This window comes from Paenarthrobacter sp. NPDC089988, assembly GCF_044748465.1.
Classification (GTDB): domain Bacteria; phylum Actinomycetota; class Actinomycetes; order Actinomycetales; family Micrococcaceae; genus Arthrobacter.
Genome location: NZ_JBIVGD010000005.1, coordinates 106,744 through 124,534, shown reverse-complemented (window position 1 = coordinate 124,534; position 17,791 = coordinate 106,744). Strand labels below are relative to the sequence as shown.

Sequence of the window (17,791 nt, the reverse complement as noted above, 5' to 3'; positions counted from 1 at the left end):
GTGCAAATTAGGGACTGCCGGGATCCGCACTAAACTGGATGGGTGACTTCAGAGGACGCATCGGCCACCAAACTTCCGGCAGACAACAGCCTAGCCAATCGCTACGGTGGCCAAAAGCGCGGATTGACCCGGAAGTCCAAGAGGAACATCATCATCGGAGCCCTCGTGGTGGGCATCGGTTTCGCCGCCTACGTCGCCACCGGTTCCGCCACGGCTCCCGTCACCTTCAAGGACATCGGCTACAGCACCGTGGATGACACCCAGGCCGAGGTGGATTACCAGGTCACTAAGTCCCCCTCAGCCACGGCGAAATGCGCCATTAAGGCCATGGACTCCAAGTTCGCCGTAGTGGGGTGGAAAGTGGTGGAGATCGGGCCGAATGACCCCCAACAGGATGCCGACGGCGGGCGGACCACCGCCCAGCGGACGGTCCTCATCACCGAATCCGCGGCAGTGTCCGGCGTGGTTGACAATTGCTGGATCACGGACAGCGGCAAATAACAATCGTGTGACGCAGCACTCAACCGGTTTGGGTTCATCCAAAGGATTTACTACAATGGATAGAACCTTCACCCCCGTTTAGTTGGTTACTGAGTTTCACGAGTGGCCACCTCGGCGGGGTCTTTTGTTTTGTCAGATCAAGAGGAGAAATCCGTGTCTACCACCAACAGCGCCACAGCAGCTTGGCTTACCCAGGAAGCTTTCGACCGCTTGAAGGCTGAGCTGGACCACCTTTCCGGCGCCGGCCGGGCGGATATCGTCCAGAAGATCGAAGCCGCGCGCCAGGAAGGCGACCTCAAGGAAAACGGCGGCTACCACGCAGCCAAGGAGGAGCAGGGCAAGATCGAGGCCCGTATCCGCCAGCTCACCGTGCTCCTGCGCGATGCCCAGGTTGGCGAAGCCCCCGCCGACGACGGAATTGTTGAGCCCGGGATGCTGGTCATTGCCAAGATCGCCGGAGACGAGGAAAAGTTCCTCCTTGGTTCCCGCGAGATCGCCGGCGACTCGGACATCGACGTCTTCTCGGAGAAGTCCCCGCTCGGTGCCGCGATCATTGGCCACAAGGAGGGCGACAAGCTCAGCTACACCGCCCCCAACGGCAAGGAAATCTCCGTGGAGATCGTTTCTGCCAAGCCATACGCAGGCTAACACTTCACCCAACGAAGAACGCCGGCCCTCCCTTCGCGGGAGGCCGGCGTTTTTTGTCCCCGGCTCACCCAACTGGGGGACAGCAAATGTCGCTACGGGGCTTGGGTAGAGCAGGAGCTGTCCCCTAGTTGGACCTACGGGGTGGTGGCCATGGGTTTGGGGCGCAGGAGGATCGCCGCAACGATGCCGCCGATCGCGCCGCCCAGATGCGCCTGCCACGAGATGTACCCCATCACGGTGGGCAGCACGCCGAACAGGATGCTGCCGTAGGCCATGAAGAGCACCACGGACAACAGGATCTGCCACCAACTGCGGTTGAAGAATCCCCTGACCAGCAGGAAGGCAAAGAATCCAAACACCAGTCCGGAGGCGCCAACGGTGACTCCTCCCCCGCCGATGAGCCAGACGGTCAGGCCGGATCCCAGCCAACTGAACGCCAGTGCCGTGATGAACACCCTCAGCCCGGCCAGGAACACCAGGAAGCCGAAGATCAACAGCGGCAGCGTATTGGAGAGCAAGTGGTTGAGGTTGGCGTGGAGCAGGGGGAAGGTCAGGATATCCAGGACGCCGTCGAAGGAGCGCGAACGCAAGCCGAACGTGCGGTTGAGCCCGTGCATCATGAGCGTATTCAGGAACTCAATGACGTAGAGCAACACCACGAAGCAGCCCATGAAGAGCAGCCCGCCCTTGGCCCTTCCCGCGAGCGAATCGCGGGCCTCGGCCTTTGAACCATCGGGCGTTTCGAGCACCATGCCAACCTCCCGTCAGTGCACCACGATCGGCTGGAAGCCCTCGGCGCGGAGCGCGCCCAGCACTTGTTCCCCGTGTTCGTGGCCCTTGGTTTCCAGGTTGATGGTGATGGATACGTCGCCCATGCTGATGGAGCCGCCCAGGCGTGTGTGGTCCAGCCCGGTGACGTTGGCGTCGTTTTCCGCGATGATGCGGGCGATTGTGGCCAGGGAACCGGGGCGGTCGTCCAGCATCATCCGGACGGTCATGAACCGCCCGGCTGCGGAGAGACCGCGCTGGATGACCTTCAGCATGAGCATCGGATCGATGTTGCCGCCGGAAAGCACGACGGCGGTGTTCCCCGGGTTTTCGATCTTGCCGTCCATCAGTGCGGCCACTCCCACCGCGCCGGCCGGTTCCACCACCATCTTGGCCCGCTCCAGCAGGAAGATCAGCGCCCGTGCCAGGGAGTCTTCGCTGACTGTTACGACGTCATCCACCAGTTCGCGGATGATGCTGAACGGGAGCTGTCCCGGCCTGCCTACGGCGATACCGTCTGCCATGGTGGAGACCTTCTTGAGGGGCACCAGGGCGTCAGCAGCCAACGACGGCGGGTAGGCGGCAGCGTTTTCCGCTTGCACGCCGATGACACGGATGTCGCGTCCCAGTTCCTTGGCCTTGGCCTTGATGGCCACGGCCACACCGGCCAGCAGGCCGCCACCACCAACGCCCATGAGGATGGTATCCACGTGCGGGATCTGGTCCAGGATTTCGAGCCCGATGGTTCCCTGCCCTGCCACCACGTCCACGTTGTCGAACGGGTGGACGAAGACCGCACCGGTCTCGTTGGCGTAACGCTGCGCCTCGGCCAGGGCTTCATCTACATTGTGGCCGTGCAGGACCACCTCGGCGCCGTGGCTGCGGGTAGCGGCAAGTTTGGGAAGTGCCACGCCGAGCGGCATGTAGATACGGGCGTTGATGCCCAGGCTCTTCGCGGCGACTGCTACACCTTGGGCGTGGTTACCGGCGGAGGCCGCTACGACGCCACGCTTCTTTTCGTCCTCGGAGAGGCGGGCCATGCGGACGTAGGCACCGCGGACCTTGAACGAGCCGGCGCGCTGCAGGTTCTCGCATTTGAAGAAGACGTTGCCGCCAACAAGGGTGCCGAGTGCCCGTGACGACTCCACTGGAGTCTTGGTAATAATGCCCTCGAGCAACTCCTGCGCCTTGAGGACATCGTCCAGCGTGACGGGCAGGGTTTCGAGGGTATTCACGGGCTATTCTCCTTTGTTGGTGTCGGCGTCAGTCGGCTCCGTGGGGACGCCTCCTGAGGCCTTGGCCTTGCTGTCGGAACTGGCGCCGCCGCGGGTACGACCGGCGGGAAGGGCGACGTCCTTGAAATTGGAGTCGCCGTCAGGCCCCGGTGAACCTTCGGCGGTTGCGGCGCCTGCCGCGCCCAGTCCCCCATCATGTTCCCACGTCCGCCCGGCAATGTAGCGAACGGCCGTGTTTACTACGGCGAGGATTGGAACGGCAAAGAGCGCTCCCGGGATGCCTGCGAGGTAGGAACCGGCGGCCACGGTGAGGATCACGGCCACCGGATGCAGCGCGACTGCCTTGCCCATGACGAGTGGCTGCAGGATGTGGCTCTCGAGTTGCTGGACCAACAGCACGATCGCCAACATGATCAACGCGTTGACCGGCCCGTTGGCTACCAGGGCCAGCAGGACAGCGATGGCACCGGTCACCAGAGCACCCACCACGGGAATGAACGAGCCGATGAACACCAGTACAGCCAGGGGCAACGCCAAGGGGACCTGGATGATTGCGGCTCCGACACCGATGCCCACGGCATCCACGAAAGCGACGAACATCTGGATCCGCACATAGTTGACCATGGAGGTCCACCCGCGGCGGCCGGCCCCATCCGTGGCCCGCCGGGCTTTCTTGGGGAGCAACCGGACCAGGAAGGCCCAGATCCGGCTCCCCTCCAGCAGGAAGAAGATAAGGATGAAGAGTGCCAGCACCAGTCCGGCCGCAAAGTGGCCTGCCGTGCTGCCGAAGGACAGCGCTCCGCTCAGGATGCTGCTGCTGTTGTTCTGCAGGGCGTTTGCTGCGTCGGCGATGTACTTGTCGATTTGATCGGCAGTCAGGTGCAAAGGGCCGTCGGCCAACCAGGTCTGGATCTGCTGGATACCTGCCAGCGCTTCCTGCCAAAGCTCGCCAAAGCCCTGGACGAGTTGACGTCCCACCAGCGCCAGGGCCCCGGCGATCACTCCAATGAAGGCCAGCACCGTGATGGCTACAGCCAGTCCATTGGGAACCTTGAGGTTGCGCAGCCAAACGACCACGGGGTAGAGCAGGCCTGCAAGCAGGGCGGCAACCATGACCGGGATGATGAGGAAGCTGACCTTGCCAAGCAGCCAGACGAGGATGCCGATCATCACAAGAATCAGGCCGGCCCGCCAGGACCATGCGGCCGCTATGCGCACACCGTACGGTATGTCCTCGGCGATCTGGCGGTCTGAACGGGTTTTGGCGTCCGGTGTTGGCGTCATGAACCCATAATTCCGCAGCCCGGCCCGTATGGGAAACCGGCACCACCCACCAGACCGGCTAAAGCGAAGCGCTGATACCCCAGGTCATGGTGAAGGACTCACCGGGTGCCAGCCAACGCAGGCCGTCTCCGCTGTTGAAGGCGTTGGCCGGACCCGTCATGGGTTCCAGCGCCACGGCTTTGCTCCGGCCCGGGAACGTGTCAGTCACGAACACGTGGACATACTGGCAGTTCCGGTCCTGCACCAGGCTCACGCTGCGCCCATCCGGTGCGCTCAGCGTGTGGCGGGCAGTACCGCCGTCGTACGCCAAATCGGTGAAGGCGACGTCTATGTCCAGGCTGCCTACGGAGCGACCCCCGGACAAGTCGAAATCGCCTTCCACGGGGGCGGTGCTCCGTGGAATCAAGCGTTCGTCGGCAACCAGCCGGGTTCCCGCCTTGACGCTCAACATCAGGTCTTCCGGAGCGACGTCACCGAGGCGCAGGTAAGGATGGGCCCCGAGAACGAAGGGGGCCTGGGCATCCGAATCGTTCAGCAGGGTTTGCTCAACGTGCAGGTCCAGCTTGGCGTCAATTTCATAGCGGACCCGGTGGCGGACCAGGAAGGGGTAGCCGTGCTGCGGGAAGACCGTGGCCTCCAGGGTCACGGAGAACTCGGATTCATCCACCAGCGCGTACCCGGCGTTCCTGAGCAGGCCGTGGCTGGCGTTGTTGCGGGACACCTCGGTGACGTCGAGTTGCTGCTTCTTGCCCTCGATGTGCCACACACCGTCTTCCACGCGGTTGGCCCACGGCGCCAGGGTGATTCCCGTGGCACCCGGCGGAATATCGGCGTCCCCGTAGCTTTCGGTCAGCTGGACACCGCTGCGCGAGTAGAGGCGGAGACCGGCAGCCAGTTCGGTGACGACTGCGAGCGCATCACTGCGGCGCAGTTCGAATTGGCGGCCCGTGGCAAAGCGGCGCGCGTCGGACCGGGTTTCTGCTTCTGGGATAGGGGAAGAGTCAGGCATGGGAATACCGTACTGCACGCCCGCGCTTGGCCCGATCAGAGCGATGTTAATTTTTGTTAGAAACTATGCGTTTTTGATTGCTTATGGAATGATGGGCTCATGAGTCGCATCACCAGTTCCCGCCTTGCCGACAGCCGCGAGCTGATCTACTTCGACGACCCCGGGACTCCCGAACGGACACCCGGGTCCTTGGTGGACCACCGGGACCTTCCGGCCCGTGGGGAACCCGGAGAGGTGCGGTACGACGCTTTGTCCGGAGAGTGGGTTGCCGTGGCTGCCCACCGCCAGAGCCGCACCCACCTTCCACCGGCTGAGCAGTGCCCCATCTGCCCCACCACGGCAGCCAACCCGTCGGAGATACCTGCTCCCGACTACGACGTGGTGGTCTTCGAGAACCGCTTCCCCTCGTTGGGTCCTGTGCTGGGCGATATCCCACAGGCCCCTGCCAGCGGAGGACACGGGATCAAGGGAGCCGCGTTCGGCCGTTGCGAGGTAGTGGCCTTCACTCCGCAGCACACCGGCTCCTTCGCGGAGCTGGGTGAGACCCGCGCCCGCACGGTCATCGAAGCGTGGGCCCAACGCACCGAAGCTTTGAGCGCCCTGCCCGGCATCAAGCAGGTGTTCCCCTTCGAGAACCGCGGCGCGGACATTGGAGTAACGCTGCACCACCCGCACGGCCAGATTTACGCCTACCCCTACGTAACACCGCGCGCGGCCAGCCTGGGCGCGGTTGCCCGGAAGTATTACGACGACGTCGCCGCGAAGGAAACGCTCGGGGCGTCGTTGCTCAGGGCCGAACGGGAAGACGGGAGCCGCATGGTGCTGGAAGCACGCCATTTCAGCGCCTACGTTCCCTTCGCTGCCCGCTGGCCATTGGAGATCCATTTGGTTCCACACCGGCACGTTCCCGATCTCGCAGCCCTGACCGGGGAGGAGCGGGACGAACTGGCCCACGTGTACCTGGATCTGCTCCAGCGCCTGGACGCGCTGTATCCAACGCCCATGCCCTACATCTCGGCCTGGCATCAAGCTCCGCTGGATTCTTCACTCCGGCCCGCCGGCCAATTGCACCTTCAGCTCACCTCACCCCGGCGCGCCGCGGATAAGCTGAAATACCTGGCCGGCTCGGAGGCGGCTATGGGTGCGTTCATCAACGACACCACTCCGGAGGCCGTGGCCGAACGCCTGCGCAGCGTCGCCGGCAACCCCTCCCTCAAGACCCTGGAAGGCTCCCCCGCATGACCACCACCACAGACACCAGCGCCCTGGCCGAACGCTTCCAGGAGACGTTCGGAACAGCCCCCGACGGCGTGTGGCAGGCACCGGGACGGGTGAACCTCATCGGAGAGCACACCGATTACAACGAAGGCTTCGTGCTGCCGTTCGCGATCGACAAGACCGCCAAAGTTGCCCTCAAGCTCCGCGACGACTCCACCGTTCGCCTCCTCTCCACCTTCGGTGGGCACGGGCTGTTGGAAACCTCACTGGAGGGCCTGGAGCCCGGCTCAGGCCAAGGGTGGTCCCGCTACCCCCTGGGCGTGGCCTGGGCCCTGAAGGAACGCGGAATCACGGTGCCTGGCTTCGACCTCCTGCTGGATTCCGACGTGCCCCTGGGCGCCGGGCTGTCCTCCTCGCACGCCATTGAGTGTGCAGTGATCACGGCACTGAACGAGCTCACGGACGCTGGTTTGGGTGCCGAAGAACTGGTCCTGGAAACGCAGCGCGCCGAGAACATCTTTGTTGGCGCCCCGACGGGAATCATGGACCAGTCGGCCTCCCTCCGAGGCGCCAAGGGCCATGCAGTGTTCCTTGACTGCCGGGACCAGCGTGTGGACTTGGTCCCTTTCGATGCAGAATCCGCGGGGCTGGTGCTGCTGGTTATCGACACCAAGGTTTCCCACTCCCACGCCGACGGCGGGTACGCCTCGCGCCGGGCGTCCTGCGAGTTGGGTGCAGAGGTCCTGGGCGTCACAGCCCTGCGCGATGTGGGTGTGGAAGACCTTGAAGAGGCTTCCGGTGTCCTGGATGAAACCACGCTGCGCCGCGTCCGCCACGTGGTGACGGAAAACGACCGTGTGCTGCAGACAGTGGAACTGCTGGGCAGCCAAGGCCCAGCGAGCATCGGCGCCCTGCTCGACGCCAGCCATGCTTCGATGCGGGATGACTTCGAGATTTCCTGCCCGGAACTGGACCTGGCCGTCGAGGCCTCCAGGACCAACGGCGCCATCGGAGCCCGGATGACCGGCGGCGGCTTCGGCGGCTCAGCCATCGCCCTTACTCCGGTGGGCCAGGAGCGGCAGGTGCGTGACGCCGTCGAACGTGCTTTTGCCCAGGCCGGCTTCACCGAACCGGACATCTTCACCGTGACTCCGGCGCCGGGAGCGCTTCGCTTGGCGTGAAAGGCTGTGCTGGTCCCCAGCTTGCGTAAGAATACCGGGCGTAAGCTGGGGCCATGACTGAGGCCGTCATTGTTTCCACTGCCAGAAGTCCAATCGGCCGGGCCTTCAAAGGCTCCCTCAAGGACGAACGCCCCGACGATCTTGCTACAGCCATGGTGCAGGCCGCCTTGGCCAGAATCCCAGGTTTTGACGCCGCTGCGCTCAACGGTGACGGCTTGGACGACATCCTGCTTGGCTGTGCCGAACCCAGCGGCGAGGCCGGCTCCAACATGGCCAGGGTGGTTGCCGTCCTGGCCGGACTGGATAACGTGCCGGCAGCCACCGTCAACCGGTTCTGCGCCTCGAGCCTGCAAACCTTGCGCATGGCCTTCCACGCCATCAAGGCCGGCGAGGCGCACGCAGTGGTGGCCGCCGGCGTCGAAAGTGTCTCCCGGTACCAGAACTGGAAGGGTGCCGGCGAAACGGACGCCGCCAACCACAACCCCCGCTTTGAAGCCGCTGCCCAAAGGACGGCAGCGCGTGCGGCGTCCAACATTCCCTGGACCGATCCACGGCTGGGCGGCCGGCTCCCGGACATCTACATCGCCATGGGACAGACCGCGGAAAACGTGGCCACCAACTACGGGATCACCCGGGCCGAGCAGGACGAATGGGGCGTGCTGAGCCAAAACCGGGCAGAAGATGCCATTGCCTCGGGCTTCTACGCGCGGGAAATCACCCCGTATACGCGTAAGGACGGCTCGGTGGTCAGCGCCGACGACTCCCCCCGTTCCGGCGTCACATTGGAAGGCGTTTCCGCGCTCCAGCCTGTCTTCCGAGCCGAGGGAACCGTCACCGCAGGGAACGCCTGTCCGCTCAACGACGGCGCCGCGGCGCTGGTGGTCATGAGCGACATCCGGGCACGGCACCTGGGCCTTGAGCCCTTGGCGCGGGTGGTCTCCACCGGTGTCAGCGCACTCTCGCCCGAACTCATGGGAATGGGTCCGGTGGAATCGACCCGGCGGGCACTGGCCCTGGCCGGGCTCACCATCGATGACGTGGACCTGGTGGAACTTAACGAGGCGTTTGCCGTCCAGGTGATCGCGAGCGCCAGGGAGTTGGGCATCAACCCGGACAAGCTGAACGTCCATGGCGGTGCCATCGCTCTGGGCCACCCCTTCGGCATGACGGGAGCACGGATGACCACCACCCTGATCCACGGGCTCAAAGAACGCGACGGGACACTGGGGTTGGCCACCCTGTGCGTGGGCGGCGGCCAAGGAATGGCCATGGTCTTCGAACGCCTGAGCTGAATGTTTAAACGGAAAATGCCCCCGAAATATTCGGGGGCATTTTCCGTGTAGCTCGCTGAGTCGTCCTTAGTCGTCGCCGCGCAATATGGCGAGGAGGCGGATGATTTCAACGTAGAGCCAAACCAGGGTGACCGTCAGGCCGAACGCGGCAACCCAGGAATAGCGTTCCGGAGCGCCGGCACGGACGCCTTCCTCAATGCTGGTGAAGTCCATGATCAAGGAGAAGGCGGCGAGGCCGATCGCGAGGATGCCGATGAAAACACCCAGCGGAATGCCGGCGATGGTGACGCTGGTGCGCAGGCCGAAGGGCTCCTGCACGGCACCGGTCCACATCATCACCAGGTTGATCAGCGCGAACACTGCGTAACCGATGGTGGCGATCATGAAGAAGCGGATCATCTTGGGCGTGGCACGGACCTTGCCGCTCTTGAAGAGCAGGAGCGTGACGCCGAAGACTGCCAAGGTACCGATGACTGCCTGGAGGCCGACGCCGGGGAACATTCCGTCAAGAATCCGGGTGAGGCCGCCAAGGAACAGGCCCTCGAGTCCGGCGTAAGCAAGGATCAGCGCAGGTGACGGCTGCTTCTTGAAGGTGTTCACGAGGGCGAGCACGAAGCCGCCCAACGCGCCCACAATCATGAGCGTGGTGGCCAATGTCGGGGCGACAAAGAGGGTGACGCCGGCGCCAAGGACCAGGACGACGAGGCACATGACGGTCTTCATGATGACGTCGTCGTACGTCATGCGGCCGGTATCGGCCGGACCTGCGGCAGGCTGGTTGTACATCTGCTGCAGTTGTTCGTTGGTCATGCTCTGCTGCTGGGCAGACCATGCTGCCTGGCCATCCATGACCTGGCTGGGGGCACGTCCGGGTACCTGGTTAAACTGCTGGCCGTAGGGGTTGCCATACGGATTTTGCGGTACAGACGGTGCCTGTTTGGCTCCACGGAAATTCTTTCCGTTGAAGATCGGGTTTCCGCCAAGTGCCATTGCGGGTGTCCTCCTGAAAAAGGGCTGAGTGATAATTCACGGTACCAATTACCACGCATGCGCGGCAGGGAAAGTTCCCATGTTCATCCAGAAGAAACCCAACCGTGACACGGCGCTGGAACAGTGGAGGGCAGTTGCCTGCTGCGTCACTTTTGTTACCTGATCGCGACCTTTGGACCCCTTGGCCCTGCATTTTTTAGCCGCACTGAGCGGTAACATAGCCACAGCATGGGTGACTTGGGTCACATTTTGAGACGCAGGCAGGAAATGTACCAAGCCCCGTGTCCGTTCGCACCGGTTGCAATGGCGCAGCCGGGACCACCCCCACTGTGGAGGTTTCCATTTTGAGAAGCACACTGCGCGACCCGTCCATCAGACGGTCCAAGGGACTACGGAGAGCAATGGGGGCGTTCTTCGCGGCCCTCATCGCCACTCTGTTGATCGCCGCTCCCGCGGCGGAGGCAACCACCCCCTCGCCTTCGCCATCAGCCACCAATTTCCAGAACAGCATCAGCGGATTCCTCCGCGACGACGCCCGGGCGCCCATAGCCGGCGTCAAAATCAAAGCCTCAGGAAACGGATTCGAAGGCGAGGCGACATCCGGCACCAACGGTGCATGGAACATCGGAGTCCCGGTCCAGGGCACCTACAAGATCGAACTCGATACCTCCACCCTGCCGGACGGCATCAAACTGGCCGACGGCCAGGAAAATCCACGCAATGTCACGTTCAGCCAAACATCCAACCTGTCCGTGATCTTCGCCTTCGGCAAGGGCATCGTGGTCCAGCAACAGGACTTCGGCCAGAACCTCCTCAACCGCCTGGTTGCGGGCCTCAGCTTCGGCCTCCTGCTGGCCTTGGCATCCGTTGGTTTGTCGCTCATTTTCGGAACAACGGGCCTGACCAACTTTGCCCACGGCGAGATGGTCACGCTTGGCGCCGTCCTGGTGTTCCTCTTCAACGGATTCGGGTTCCCGTTCTGGCTCGCGATCCTGTTGGCTTTGGTGGGCGGCGGCCTCTTCGGCTACGCCCAAGATGCCGGTCTTTGGCGTCCGCTGCGCCGCCGCGGCACCGGCTTGGTTCCCATGATGATCGTCAGCATCGGCCTGGCCCTGGCCATCCGCTATGTGATCCAGTTCTACTTCGGCGGAGCCACCCAGCAACTGCCAGGCGCACAGAGCGCAGAAATCCAACTCGGCCCCATTTCCATCTCGCCCAACAACCTGTGGTCCCTGGTGATCAGTGCGGTGGTCATCGCCCTGATCGGCATCGTCCTGCTCAAGACGCGCCTGGGCAAAGCCACCCGTGCGGTGGCGGACAACCCAGCACTCGCGGCTGCCTCGGGCATCGACGTGGACTCAGTGATCCGGATCGTCTGGATCGTAGGCGGCGTGCTTGCCTCCCTCGGTGGGATCCTGTGGGCCTACTACCGTCCCGGAGTCACGTTCGACATGGGTTCGCAGATCCTGCTGCTCATCTTCGCCGGCGTGACGCTCGGTGGCCTGGGAACAGTCTTCGGCGCGCTGATCGGTTCGATCGTCGTCGGCATCTTTGTGGAACTGACCACCGTTTTCGGGCTTCCAGCGGACCTCAAGTACGTGGGCGCCCTGTTCATCATGATCGTTGTCCTTCTGTTCCGGCCCCAGGGTATCCTCGGCCGGCGTGAGCGTGTGGGTTAGGAGCGGGCCATGGACTTCGGTTTTATTCTCACCAGCGCCCTTGGCGAACTTTTCAGTCCAACGACGGCGGCCTACGCCCTTGCCGCTTTGGGCCTCGCCGTCCATTTCGGCTACTCCGGCCTGCTGAACTTCGGCCAGGCTGGCTTCATGGCCGTGGGAGCCTACGGCTTCGCGATCTCGACGCTGACCTTCAAGACGCCGTTCTTCATCAGCCTGCTCATCGCCGTCTTGTGCTCGGTGATCTTCGCCTTCATCCTCGGCATTCCCACCCTTCGCCTTCGAGCGGACTACCTGGCCATCGTCACCATCGCCGCGGCTGAAATCGTGCGGTACGTCGTGACCACCAACCAGCTGACAAGCGTTACGGGTTCGGCCAACGGACTCGCGGCATTCGAAGGTGGCTTCTACTCCATGAACCCCTTCCCCGAAGGGTCCTACATGGGCATGAACAACAGGGACTTCTTCATCCGCGTTGTGGGGTGGGGACTGGTCATCGTCTGCTGCCTCCTGGTGTGGTTGCTCATGCGCAGCCCCTGGGGACGTGTCCTGAAGGGTATCCGCGAAGACGAGAACGCGGTGCGCTCCCTCGGCAAGAACGTCTACTCCTACAAGATGCAGGCCTTGGTGATCGGCGGTGTACTCGGCGCCCTCGCCGGCATGATCTTCACGCTCCCCCGAGGCGCAGTCCAACCGTCCAACTATGGCACTGAGCTGACGTTCTTCCTCTGGACCTGCCTCCTCCTGGGCGGCATGGCCACCGTTTTGGGACCCGTCATCGGTGCCATGATCTTCTGGGTGGTGCTGTCCCTGACCCAGAGCCTGTTGTACGGGCTCATCGAATCCGGAGCAGTCACCTGGCTTACCACGGTCCAAGCCGGCCAGTTGCGCTACATCCTGGTGGGCGTGGCCCTCATGCTCCTGATGATCTTCCGCCCGCAAGGCGTCTTCGGCAATAAGAAGGAGCTTGCATTCGCATGAGTGAAAGCAACGGTCAGCCGACCGAAAACATCGATTACATGACAGACTCGCGGCCCATCGCCGTCGGGGAGAATACCCCCGGCTGCAAGAAGCGCGATCCCATCGTGGTGGCAGAGAACGTGACCCGCTCGTTTGGCGGCATCAACGCCGTGGACGTGGAATACCTCGAAATCCCCCGCCACAAGATCACCGCGTTGATCGGACCCAACGGCGCCGGCAAAACCACGCTCTTCAACCTGCTCACCGGATTCGACACTCCGAACTCCGGCAAGTGGCAATTCGAGGGCAACAGCCTCGCCGGGGTCTCCTCCTACAAAGTAGCCCGCATGGGCATGGTCCGTACCTTCCAGCTCACCAAGGTGATGGGCAAGCTGACCGTCATGGAGAACATGCGCCTCGGCGCCTCCGACCAGCCCGGCGAACGGCTCTCCAAGGCCCTCTTCAAAGGGATCTGGGGCGGCCGGGAAAAGGAAATCACCGCCCAGGCCAACGTCCTGCTTGAGAAGTTCAAGCTCGACGCCAAAAAGGACGACTACGCGGCCTCCCTGTCCGGAGGCCAGCGGAAGCTCCTGGAAATGGCACGCTCCCTCATGGTCCGGCCCAAATTGGTGATGCTGGATGAGCCCATGGCAGGGGTCAACCCGGCGCTGACCCAGTCCCTCCTGGACCACATCAAGAACCTGAAGGCCGAAGGCATGACCGTGCTCTTCGTCGAGCACGACATGAACATGGTCCGGCACATTGCCGATTGGGTGGTGGTTATGGCCGAGGGAAAGGTCGTAGCCGAGGGTCCTCCTGGTGAAGTCATGAAGAACCCCGCCGTGATCGACGCCTATCTGGGCGCCCATCACGACGTGGATCTGGGCGACGCACAGGGCATCAAGGAGCTTGAAGCCGAACTCGTTGCCGACGAAGAGTCGGTGGTCGGAACCGAAGACGCCGGAATTCTGTCCACCGACACAACCGCCACCGGCGTGTCCGAAACCAAGCAGGAGGACGAGAAATGAGCGCCACCAGCGCAATGCCCGCCCCCGCAGGCAATCCCACGGAAGACGCCGTCGTCAAGGTCACCGACCTCGTGGCCGGGTACCTGCCGGGCGTCAACATCCTCAACGGCTGCAGCATCGAGGCCCGCAAGGGCGAGCTGATCGGCATCATTGGCCCCAACGGCGCCGGCAAGTCCACGCTCCTGAAGGCCATGTTCGGTTTGGTGAAGGTCCACTCGGGCACAGTGGTGGTGCGTGGCCAGGACCTCACGGGACTGAAGGCCAACAAGCTGGTCACCCAGGGGGTTGGCTTCGTCCCGCAAACCAACAACGTCTTTGCCACTCTGACCATCGAGGAAAACCTCCAGATGGGCCTGTTCCAGCGGCCCAAGGTGTTCGCCGAGCGCTTCGACTTTGTCACGGGGCTCTTCCCCGAGCTCGGCAAACGGCGCGCGCAGCGGGCGGGGTCGTTGTCCGGCGGCGAACGGCAGATGGTTGCCATGGGGCGGGCACTCATGATGGACCCCGCGGTACTGCTCCTCGACGAGCCCTCCGCAGGCCTCTCCCCCGTCAAGCAGGACGAGACGTTCCTCCGGGTCCACGAGATCAACCGTGCCGGCGTTTCGGTGATCATGGTTGAGCAGAACGCCCGACGCTGCCTGCAGATCTGCGACCGCGGCTATGTCCTGGACCAAGGCCGCGACGCCTACACCGGCACGGGACGCGAACTCATGAAGGATCCCAAGGTCATCCAGCTCTACCTGGGCACCCTGGCGGACGAGGTCTAGGAGTCCACCTACCCCAACACCATGTGGGCCCCGGTTCAGGCAACTGAACCGGGGCCCACGCTTCGCCCGCTGCAGAGCCGCTCTGCGTCGCATACCCCGCCCAAAGCCCGCAGAGCAGGCCCCACAACGGGCATCCACCCCCGGGGCCGCGTGCCGTCACGACCTGCTTTGCGCCCGCACAGTCCCTTAGGGCCCCCGGAACACCGGCGTGTCCGCCGGGGCGAGGCCCAAAGTGGGTCGTGGCCGCCCGCTCCTCTCCCATGAACGCAGACGCACGACGTCGGCACTGACGCACGCGCCGTCGTCGAACCTCCCGCTCTGGTGGCCGGGGCACACCCAGGCCCGCGGACCGTCACGACCTACTTTGCGCCCGCTGGGGGGCAACACGCCGAGATAGGGATGCCCAATTGCGGGCGGCGCGGGCAAAGTGGGTCGTGGCCGCACACCTACGGCGTTGGGGGGACCGCTCTACGCCCCATGCCCCGCGAATAGAACGCAGTGCAGGCCTCACAACACGGGTTTTGGGAGATCCGGATGCAGAACAGGCCCCCTTCCGGCGTGGAAGGGGGCCTGTTCGGGCTACCGGATGGAGTGCGGCTTACAGCTTGCCGAACTCTTCGCGAACCGGCTTGTAGGTGTTGTTGTCCTGGTACTCGTAGATACCGATGTACGCCTCGGTGGGGTCACCGGCGTCGGAGAACGTTACGGGGCCGGACTGGCCGTCGTAGTCGATGTCCTTGCCTTCGCGAAGGAGCGTCACACAGGCTGCGAAGCTGGTGCACTTCTCGCCGCCTTCGGAGACTTCCTTCAGCTTGGCTGCGATGTCCGTGCCCTTGGTGCTCTTGGCTGCCTCAGAGGCCAGTGCAATGAGGTTCACGGCGTCGTAGGACTCGCCTGCGTAGCTGTAATCCTTCAGGGCGGGGTCGATGGCCAGGAGCTTCTGCTTGAAGGCATCCTTCGCGAACGTACCGGGGATGGTTCCCTGTGCGCCCTTCAGGGTGCCGGCTTGGAAGTCCTTGCTGTAATCGGAGGTGTTGCCATCAACCATGAACAGCTGCGTCGGCTTGATGCCCTTGCCGGTGATCAGCGGGACGATGCTCTTGGCCTGGTCGAACGTGATCAGTGCGATCGCGTCCGGCTTGGCTGCAAGTACCTTGTCCACCTGGCTGCTGAACTGCGAGTCGCCTTCGTTGAAGAGTTCCTCGGCAACAACCTTGCCGCCTGCTGCCTCGAAGGCTTCCTTCACGTTCTTCTGCAGGCCGGTGCCGTAAGCGTCGTTGAGCACGATCATGCCAACGGTCTGGGCGCCACAGGTAGCCATGTAGTTGCCGAGCACCTTGCCCTGGAGGACGTCGGAGGGTGCAGTACGCCAATACAGGCCCTTGTCGTCCCACGTGGTGAAGTCCGGCGACGTGTTCGCAGGCGAGAACTGGATGACGCCGGCGCCGGTGATCTGGTTGATGACCGTCTTGGAGACACCCGAGGAAGCGGCGCCGATCACGGCACTGACTCCCTGCCCCAGGAGGGCCGTGGTGGACTGCGTGGCAATGTCGGTCTTGGTATCGCCGGAGTCGCGGTGGACCACCGAGACGGGAGCACCCAGGACGCCACCAGCGTCATTGACTTCCTTGATGCCAAGGTTGACGCCGGCAATTTCAGGTGGGCCGAGGAACGCCAGCGACCCCGTTGTCGGCAGGAGCGAACCAAGCTTCAGTGGCGTGGACGTGGTGGTGGTCGAAGGAGGCACGGGTCCCGTGTTGGTAGCGGCCTGGCTGTTGCCGGCCCCTGCACCTGCACTGGGAGCCGGGCAGGATATCCCTGCCGGGGCTGCGGAACTGGAACCGGAGCCGGTCTGGCTCGGCGTGGAAGACCCGCCACAGGCCGTGGCGAGAAGAGCGACCCCAATGCCAAGCGCGGTTAGCTTGGCGGCCCTGGGTGCCGCTTGGGAAAGATCAAACATGCGTAATCTCCTCGATCGAAAGGTGCGAACTGCCTTTGATGCGATTGCTCAGGTATTCCTGATTACTGCTCAAACTAGTGCAATTGATCCGGGAAGATAAGTGATTCAGGTCACATCCCTATAACACTCGTTGCCTGTGGGGAATCTACGAGCCAACTGGGAAAATTCTCGGAGAAGGGCACGAAAAAAGGAAGGGGAGGCCGGTCCTCCCCTTCCTTGCAGTGCCCCAGGTGGGACTCGAACCCACAACACGCGGATTTTAAGTCCGCTGCCTCTGCCAATTGGGCTACTGGGGCGCCCGGACCATGGTATCCCAGCTAGAGACGATCGAACGGCGCCGCATAGCGGAAGGTGCCTGTTACGCCGTCGGGCCATCCCGGCAGCCGAAGAAGCTGGAAGTGGTCTCCCCAAGCCGCTTCGGGCGGCCGGACACCCAGGGACGCCGCCGGTTGGTACCCGAAGCGCGGGTAATACGCCGGACTGCCCAGGAGGGCGATCCCCGGGATCCCGGCGGCAGCCGCGCGAATCGCGGTTTCGCGCATGAGGGCCGAGCCTATCCCCCGCCGCTGCAGGGTTGGAGCTACACCGATCGGGCCGAGGCCTACCAGCTCCAGGCTGCCTACCGAGCCGCGGGTACTGATCACATGTCCCACAATGTCACCGCCGATTTCCGCCACGATGCTGAGATCAGGAACGTACTCGTCGCAGTCGAACAATTCGCGAAGCAGGCCAACCTCCACCGGTACCCCTTCAACCGGCTCGCCAGTCAATGGCGAGACCGAGAACGCCTGTGCGGTGAGCGCCAGGATGGCCGGCCGGTCCTGGGGCTGCTCGCTCCGCAGCACAATGCCGCGGCCCAGCAAGTGGAGCACGTCCATGGCCCTGTCCGCATCGGCGACCGGCACCAGCAAGTGGTCATGGTGGAAACCGGCAAGGACGTTGCAACTGATCCCCGCATGCGTCAGTGCGGCACTGACCGCAGCCGTCAAGCCCACGGCTTCAAGCGCCGAGTGGACTTGGAGCGTGATCCAGGCTGCCACGAAATCGTAGCTGAGTCCCAACCGATCCGCCTCAGCGCGGCGGAGCACCACCGTCAGGCCCTCGGCCTCGCGGACGGCAGCCTCCACGTCGCCCTCCACGGGTTTCCCGTGCGGCCAGAGGGCATAGACATAGTCTCCGTCCCGCGTCACGGGGTGCATGGAACCAAGAAGTGTTTGCAGGTCGGTTTCGCCAGCCATGGGAACAGTCTAGGGGCGGCTTTCCGGTTAAACGTC

General features: G+C 63.6%; 16 protein-coding genes and 1 tRNA gene. 9 read left to right on the top strand and 8 right to left on the bottom strand.

What is annotated here, in order from left to right; all coding sequences use genetic code 11:
• Window positions 1-42: 42 nt before the first annotated feature.
• Both ACIPV6_RS08780 and greA read left to right on the top strand, forming a co-directional pair.
• The gene (locus tag ACIPV6_RS08780; protein ID WP_397324732.1) at window positions 43-501 is read left to right on the top strand and encodes a DUF4307 domain-containing protein; all 459 of its coding nucleotides are present in this window, start codon (window positions 43-45) and stop codon (window positions 499-501) included.
• A gap of 153 nt (window positions 502-654) precedes the next feature.
• The gene (greA, locus tag ACIPV6_RS08775; RefSeq protein ID WP_400270497.1) at window positions 655-1,149 is read left to right on the top strand and encodes a transcription elongation factor GreA; all 495 of its coding nucleotides are present in this window, start codon (window positions 655-657) and stop codon (window positions 1,147-1,149) included.
• 134 nt (window positions 1,150-1,283) lie between these two features.
• Here the strand turns inward: greA and ACIPV6_RS08770 are convergent, their stop codons facing one another.
• From ACIPV6_RS08770 to ACIPV6_RS08755, 4 genes are read right to left on the bottom strand one after another with little or no spacing between them, the layout of a single operon-like run.
• Complete coding sequence (locus ACIPV6_RS08770) at window positions 1,284-1,901, bottom strand: rhomboid family intramembrane serine protease (RefSeq protein ID WP_400270496.1); 618 nt, start codon at window positions 1,899-1,901, stop codon at window positions 1,284-1,286.
• 12 nt (window positions 1,902-1,913) lie between these two features.
• Window positions 1,914-3,152, bottom strand: coding sequence for a threonine ammonia-lyase (ilvA, locus tag ACIPV6_RS08765; protein ID WP_400270495.1), 1,239 nt, complete (start codon window positions 3,150-3,152; stop codon window positions 1,914-1,916).
• Between the two features lie 3 nt (window positions 3,153-3,155).
• Window positions 3,156-4,436: an AI-2E family transporter gene (locus tag ACIPV6_RS08760; protein WP_400270494.1), complete on the bottom strand. Its 1,281-nt coding sequence runs from the start codon at window positions 4,434-4,436 to the stop codon at window positions 3,156-3,158.
• 58 nt (window positions 4,437-4,494) lie between these two features.
• Window positions 4,495-5,445 carry an aldose 1-epimerase family protein gene (locus ACIPV6_RS08755; protein ID WP_400270493.1) on the bottom strand — a complete coding sequence of 317 codons (951 nt, stop codon included), beginning with the start codon at window positions 5,443-5,445 and terminating at the stop codon, window positions 4,495-4,497.
• Between the two features lie 99 nt (window positions 5,446-5,544).
• Here ACIPV6_RS08755 and galT point away from each other — a divergent pair, with 99 nt between their 5' ends.
• The 3 genes from galT to ACIPV6_RS08740 are packed head-to-tail and all read left to right on the top strand — an operon-like array spanning window position 5,545 to window position 9,136.
• Complete coding sequence (galT, locus tag ACIPV6_RS08750; protein WP_400270492.1) at window positions 5,545-6,687, top strand: galactose-1-phosphate uridylyltransferase; 1,143 nt, start codon at window positions 5,545-5,547, stop codon at window positions 6,685-6,687.
• Entirely contained in the window at window positions 6,684-7,844 is a 1,161-nt protein-coding gene (galK, locus tag ACIPV6_RS08745) for a galactokinase (RefSeq protein ID WP_400270491.1), read from the top strand. Before galT ends, galK begins: the two co-directional genes overlap by 4 nt.
• Before the next feature lie 53 nt (window positions 7,845-7,897).
• Window positions 7,898-9,136 carry an acetyl-CoA C-acetyltransferase gene (locus ACIPV6_RS08740; protein ID WP_400270490.1) on the top strand — a complete coding sequence of 413 codons (1,239 nt, stop codon included), beginning with the start codon at window positions 7,898-7,900 and terminating at the stop codon, window positions 9,134-9,136.
• 66 nt (window positions 9,137-9,202) lie between these two features.
• Here the strand turns inward: ACIPV6_RS08740 and ACIPV6_RS08735 are convergent, their stop codons facing one another.
• Window positions 9,203-10,126, bottom strand: a complete 924-nt coding sequence (locus ACIPV6_RS08735) for a Bax inhibitor-1/YccA family protein (RefSeq protein ID WP_400270489.1) — start codon at window positions 10,124-10,126, stop codon at window positions 9,203-9,205.
• A gap of 401 nt (window positions 10,127-10,527) precedes the next feature.
• Here ACIPV6_RS08735 and ACIPV6_RS08730 point away from each other — a divergent pair, with 401 nt between their 5' ends.
• From ACIPV6_RS08730 to ACIPV6_RS08715, 4 genes are read left to right on the top strand one after another with little or no spacing between them, the layout of a single operon-like run.
• Window positions 10,528-11,805, top strand: a complete 1,278-nt coding sequence (locus tag ACIPV6_RS08730; RefSeq protein WP_400270488.1) for a branched-chain amino acid ABC transporter permease — start codon at window positions 10,528-10,530, stop codon at window positions 11,803-11,805.
• Window positions 11,806-11,814: 9 nt separating this feature from the next.
• On the top strand, window positions 11,815-12,783 hold the full coding sequence (locus ACIPV6_RS08725) for a branched-chain amino acid ABC transporter permease (RefSeq protein ID WP_397324714.1): 969 nt from the start codon (window positions 11,815-11,817) through the stop codon (window positions 12,781-12,783).
• The gene (locus tag ACIPV6_RS08720; RefSeq protein ID WP_400270487.1) at window positions 12,780-13,790 is read left to right on the top strand and encodes an ABC transporter ATP-binding protein; all 1,011 of its coding nucleotides are present in this window, start codon (window positions 12,780-12,782) and stop codon (window positions 13,788-13,790) included. The genes ACIPV6_RS08725 and ACIPV6_RS08720 overlap by 4 nt, the downstream gene beginning before the upstream one ends.
• Window positions 13,787-14,557: an ABC transporter ATP-binding protein gene (locus ACIPV6_RS08715; protein WP_397324710.1), complete on the top strand. Its 771-nt coding sequence runs from the start codon at window positions 13,787-13,789 to the stop codon at window positions 14,555-14,557. Before ACIPV6_RS08720 ends, ACIPV6_RS08715 begins: the two co-directional genes overlap by 4 nt.
• Before the next feature lie 598 nt (window positions 14,558-15,155).
• Here ACIPV6_RS08715 and ACIPV6_RS08710 read toward each other — a convergent pair.
• The 3 genes from ACIPV6_RS08710 to ACIPV6_RS08700 form a co-directional block, all read right to left on the bottom strand.
• Window positions 15,156-16,517 carry an ABC transporter substrate-binding protein gene (locus tag ACIPV6_RS08710; RefSeq protein ID WP_400270486.1) on the bottom strand — a complete coding sequence of 454 codons (1,362 nt, stop codon included), beginning with the start codon at window positions 16,515-16,517 and terminating at the stop codon, window positions 15,156-15,158.
• A gap of 222 nt (window positions 16,518-16,739) precedes the next feature.
• Window positions 16,740-16,813, bottom strand: a tRNA-Leu gene (locus ACIPV6_RS08705).
• A gap of 21 nt (window positions 16,814-16,834) precedes the next feature.
• Complete coding sequence (locus ACIPV6_RS08700; protein ID WP_400270485.1) at window positions 16,835-17,755, bottom strand: N-acetyltransferase; 921 nt, start codon at window positions 17,753-17,755, stop codon at window positions 16,835-16,837.
• Window positions 17,756-17,791: the final 36 nt, after the last annotated feature.

Bases quoted from the DNA above. Each gene is read 5' to 3' on its own strand.
- ACIPV6_RS08770 (WP_400270496.1), bottom strand. From the start codon at position 1,901: ATGGTGCTCGAAACGCCCGATGGTTCAAAGGCCGAGGCCCGCGATTCG.
- ACIPV6_RS08760 (WP_400270494.1), bottom strand. From the start codon at position 4,436: ATGACGCCAACACCGGACGCCAAAACCCGTTCAGACCGCCAGATCGCC.
- ACIPV6_RS08755 (WP_400270493.1), bottom strand. From the start codon at position 5,445: ATGCCTGACTCTTCCCCTATCCCAGAAGCAGAAACCCGGTCCGACGCG.
- galT (WP_400270492.1), top strand. From the start codon at position 5,545: ATGAGTCGCATCACCAGTTCCCGCCTTGCCGACAGCCGCGAGCTGATC.
- galK (WP_400270491.1), top strand. From the start codon at position 6,684: ATGACCACCACCACAGACACCAGCGCCCTGGCCGAACGCTTCCAGGAG.
- ACIPV6_RS08740 (WP_400270490.1), top strand. From the start codon at position 7,898: ATGACTGAGGCCGTCATTGTTTCCACTGCCAGAAGTCCAATCGGCCGG.
- ACIPV6_RS08735 (WP_400270489.1), bottom strand. From the start codon at position 10,126: ATGGCACTTGGCGGAAACCCGATCTTCAACGGAAAGAATTTCCGTGGA.
- ACIPV6_RS08730 (WP_400270488.1), top strand. From the start codon at position 10,528: ATGGGGGCGTTCTTCGCGGCCCTCATCGCCACTCTGTTGATCGCCGCT.
- ACIPV6_RS08725 (WP_397324714.1), top strand. From the start codon at position 11,815: ATGGACTTCGGTTTTATTCTCACCAGCGCCCTTGGCGAACTTTTCAGT.
- ACIPV6_RS08720 (WP_400270487.1), top strand. From the start codon at position 12,780: ATGAGTGAAAGCAACGGTCAGCCGACCGAAAACATCGATTACATGACA.
- ACIPV6_RS08715 (WP_397324710.1), top strand. From the start codon at position 13,787: ATGAGCGCCACCAGCGCAATGCCCGCCCCCGCAGGCAATCCCACGGAA.
- ACIPV6_RS08710 (WP_400270486.1), bottom strand. From the start codon at position 16,517: ATGTTTGATCTTTCCCAAGCGGCACCCAGGGCCGCCAAGCTAACCGCG.
- ACIPV6_RS08700 (WP_400270485.1), bottom strand. From the start codon at position 17,755: ATGGCTGGCGAAACCGACCTGCAAACACTTCTTGGTTCCATGCACCCC.